The organism is Bacillus sp. AP50 (assembly GCF_040492675.1).
Classification (GTDB): Bacteria; Bacillota; Bacilli; order Bacillales; family Bacillaceae_G; genus Bacillus_A; species Bacillus_A cereus.
Genome location: NZ_JBEUTW010000392.1, coordinates 1 through 2296, shown reverse-complemented (window position 1 = coordinate 2296; position 2296 = coordinate 1). Strand labels below are relative to the sequence as shown.

The following is a 2296-nucleotide window of genomic DNA, read 5'->3' as shown; positions in this document are numbered from 1 at the left end:
CGCCGGATAACCTGGATCGATCGGAAGGTAAGCAGCACCAGATTTAAGAATGCCCAGTATACCTGCAATCATTTCAAACGAGCGCTCCGTGAGAAGTCCGACCTTCTGCCCTTTCTTTACTCCCTGCTTTACCAAGCTACGTGCAATCTGATTAGCCATTCTGTTGAGTTCCTTGTATGTGAGAACCTTATTTTCAAACACCAAAGCGACATTATTAGGTGTTTTCGCTGCCTGCTCCTCAAAAAGTGAACAGATGGACTCTTCTTTTGGATATTGGCTACAGATGTTATTCATATCTATTAGTCTTTTTATCTCTTTTTCAGATATAATCTGTATATCTTTTATCTTGATTTCCGGATTCTCGATGATTTGAGTAGCAATCTCTTGTAAATGTCCGGGGATATTTTTCATCCATTCAGAGTTATAGACATTGCCATTGAATATTATCTTGCCGCTAATCTCATCACCAGAATGAACCTGAATGCTTAATTTATAATTTGTCTGTTCAAAAGCCTCGAATCCCACAATGCGGAAACCTAACTTTTGTTCTTGATTATGATCAAAATCGTCCATAGCTACAGGAAAATTCTCAAAAGCTACAATATGATCAAACACCTGCTCACCAAATTTGGTGTTTTCCTGTATTTCTGCCAACGAAACATAATCAAACTGACTGGAAGCAAGTGCCTTCTCCTGTGATTTCTCTACTAACTGATGAAATGTATCATTCTCACTGCTTGTAATTCTTACAGGAATCGTGTTTATGAATAACCCAACAATCTTTTCTACATCTGGAATGTCCGCTGGTCTGCCAGAAACTATTGAACCAAATACAACATCGTCAGTGTTATTCAATTTCTGCAGCATAATACCCCACATCGTTTGAAAAACGCTATTTACTGTAACTTGTTTAGACATGGCAAGCTGCGATATTTTCCGAGTTATATCTTTATTAAAGCTGAACTTTATTTCTTGATGCATAAAATCTGTGGGTTCCTGCGCAGACCAATTATATGGAATTCCCTTAACACCGCTATAGCCCTCAAGAAACTTCTTCCAATACCCTCGGGCTACTACATCATCCTGCTCATCCAGCCATTGAATGTATGTACTATACGGCAGCCCTTTTTCCAGATAAATAGGTATCTCCTGAATGTAATCGACATAATACTTAAAAAGATCATTTAAGATAATGCTCATACACCAGCCGTCCATTAAGATATGGTGGTGACTCAATATTATTTGAAACTGGTTCATTTTTGTTTTTAATACGGCAAGGCGGATGAGCATATCACTTTGGAGATTAAAGCCCTTTTGTCGATCCCTCAATTTATATTCTTCTAGAAACATCGTTTTCTCTTCTTGGGACATATGCGAAATATCTTCAAAGCTTACTCTGGTTCTCCGGTCTTTTAATACAACCTGAGTTGGCTCTTTAATTTTGGAGTAAAGAAAAACCGTCCTTAACACATCATACTTTTCAATCAAACGATTGAAACTTTCTTCCAAGAAGGGGACATTAAGTTCCCCTTCAATTAGAAAGACCATCTGTTCAAAATAAGTATCATTATTTTCATCTTTTAGTGCGTGAAACAGCATCCCTTTTTGTGTCGGGGATAACTGGCATAAATCCTTTACCCTAGAAACGTCAAACATCAAATCACTCCAGATCGTATAGTATTTTTCAGTTACTTAACACTCTTTAAAGCCTCAAATACATCATCCAAATCTGATTGAGTCAGCTGACTCATACTAAAATCACTAGGTGTTGGTTCTGATTTCTCTTTTGCCACACAATGGTTGATAATATGAAGAAGATGACTTTTATACTGGTCAAGAATGTTTTCGACTGTCCCGACATTGTATTGGATAGAGTTAAACATAAGATTAAGCTTTAATTTCCCATCGGTAACAATTGCAGTAAGTTCAATACCCGTGCCATGTTTATTCTCCAAACTAACTGGTTCTCCCATTGGCATCACAGGGTATTTCGCTTTGCTATTAATTTCAAACTGTCCCAGATAATTAAAAATAATTTCTGGTTTTATCTTATATTTTATTTTATTTTCTTCCGCTGGAACCAAATACCTGAGTACACCGTAACCTGCACCTTTGCGGGGTACTTTTCGTAATGTTTCTTTTACTCCTTTAATAACACTACCAAGATCGCTTGAAGGCACATCAAATACCACAGGAAACATGCTTGTAAACCAGCCAATCGTCCTACTTAAATCTGCTCCTTTTATGAAATCTTCACGACCATGGCCTTCTAAGCTGACTGCCATCCTATTTTCTC

General features: G+C 37.5%; 2 protein-coding genes. Both read right to left on the bottom strand.

Annotated elements, in window-relative coordinates:
- Positions 1-1656, bottom strand: a 1656-nt coding sequence (locus ABWK52_RS23110) for a condensation domain-containing protein (protein WP_353772160.1), incomplete at its 3' end; no start/stop codon positions are given.
- A gap of 32 nt (positions 1657-1688) precedes the next feature.
- The coding region (locus ABWK52_RS23105) for a condensation domain-containing protein (protein WP_255289068.1) at positions 1689-2296 on the bottom strand (608 nt) is incomplete at its 5' end.